Consider the following 1,555-nt stretch of genomic DNA (forward strand, 5'->3'; position numbering starts at 1 on the left):
TTTTTTTATAAGTATAACGCTAGATTTTTTAAGGCTATTAAAAGTTTAGATACATTTCCCTGGTACATAACCTATCGCTGCAGTTGTGCCACAGGCTGAGCAGGCATTACCTGCCGTACGATAACTGACTACCGAGCCAACTTTAGTAGTAACGCAAACAGGGTCGTATTGCATGGTACACATGTTTTGCTCTGGGTTGTGAGGCGGGCACTTAGTAAATAGATTATCACTGGGTGCTGGTTGATTAGTGGCTGGTGTATGAATTGGAGTAGTGTCGGGCTCGGCGACACTCGGAATATTACTACAGCCTGCTATTGTCATCGCTACAGATATTCCAAGTAACGACAAGCATGAACGCCAAGATGTCCAAAAATTATTATTAAACATAAGATGTCCTTATTTACGAAAAGCATAATGTATGAAAGTCGCAATTTATGAAAACTACAACGTCCTGTTGTAGTGGATGAACTAATAATCGGTTATAAAGCAGACTCTTCTGCTATATCTGCTTTTATAAGTTAAAGACGGCCTAAGCTTAAATAGCTTAAGTTTCCTAAGTACTAGTCTAATTGTAGTCAGTCATCTGTTAAAAAGATAGCCAATAAAAAACCCCAGTCTATAAATAGGCTGGGATTTTCATTTTCGGATTAGATAATAGGGTGTTTATTTAGACGACTTATCATCTTGATTGAGCTGAACATATTTATCAAAGTTTTGTGCATAATCAGTCAAATTGTCACTTAGCATCTGACGGTACTGCTTAACGTAAAACTCTACGATATCGTCTTTTTCTTTTGCAAAGTCATCACCCTTTACAAAACCAATAGAGGCGACCGAAGCGCTATAACGCGCAGCTGCATAAAGCAATGAAGCGCCGACTTGCCCTGAATGAGCATCAGGACCCAATTGGCTATTCGCAACACCAATGATGGCGTCAGCACGCTGATAAAATGCCTGCATTTCAGGGGTGATTTCAGCCAATGCTTCAGCATTGTGATTTTGAGCATTGTTATCAATATTATCTTGAGACATAAGCGACTCCTATTGAGTGTATTTGAATATAGATTTATAGACCTGCATCTGCTTTTAGCAATTCAGCTTTGTCTGTTTTTTCCCAAGTAAAGGCAGTCTCAGAGCCAACGCGTCCAAAATGTCCAAAGGTTGCTGTGCGTTGATACATAGGCTGGAGTAGGTTTAGCATTTGGGTAATGCCATAAGGGCGCAGGTCAAAATGCGTACGAATCAGACGAATGATTTCATCAGAACTGATTTTACTCGTACCAAAAGTATTAACTGATATAGAAGTAGGTTCAGCAACTCCAATCGCGTAGCTGACTTGTACTTCACAGCGCTTGGCCAAACCTGCTGCGACGATATTTTTGGCGACATAACGTACTGCATAAGCGGCACTGCGATCGACTTTTGAAGGGTCTTTACCACTGAAGGCACCGCCACCGTGGCGAGCCATACCGCCGTAGGTATCGACGATGATTTTACGTCCGGTTAAGCCTGCATCACCGACAGGTCCGCCAATAACGAACTTGCCAGTTGGGTT

General features: G+C 41.7%; 3 protein-coding genes. All 3 read right to left on the minus strand.

The genetic code is table 11. The features are described from left to right. Window positions 1-45: 45 nt before the first annotated feature. Window positions 46-387 (minus strand): hypothetical protein, encoded by a 342-nt coding sequence (locus ACS8FD_RS14135; RefSeq protein ID WP_439260993.1) that lies wholly within the window; start codon window positions 385-387, stop codon window positions 46-48. Between the two features lie 276 nt (window positions 388-663). Beyond that, window positions 664-1,032: a DUF3144 domain-containing protein gene (locus ACS8FD_RS14140; RefSeq protein WP_439260992.1), complete on the minus strand. Its 369-nt coding sequence runs from the start codon at window positions 1,030-1,032 to the stop codon at window positions 664-666. Window positions 1,033-1,066: 34 nt separating this feature from the next. After that, the coding region (locus tag ACS8FD_RS14145; protein ID WP_439276332.1) for a methionine adenosyltransferase domain-containing protein at window positions 1,067-1,555 on the minus strand (489 nt) is incomplete at its 5' end.

It is taken from the genome of Psychrobacter sp. 1U2 (assembly GCF_051847575.1).

Bases quoted from the DNA above. Each gene is read 5' to 3' on its own strand.
- ACS8FD_RS14135 (WP_439260993.1), bottom strand. From the start codon at position 387: ATGTTTAATAATAATTTTTGGACATCTTGGCGTTCATGCTTGTCGTTA.
- ACS8FD_RS14140 (WP_439260992.1), bottom strand. From the start codon at position 1,032: ATGTCTCAAGATAATATTGATAACAATGCTCAAAATCACAATGCTGAA.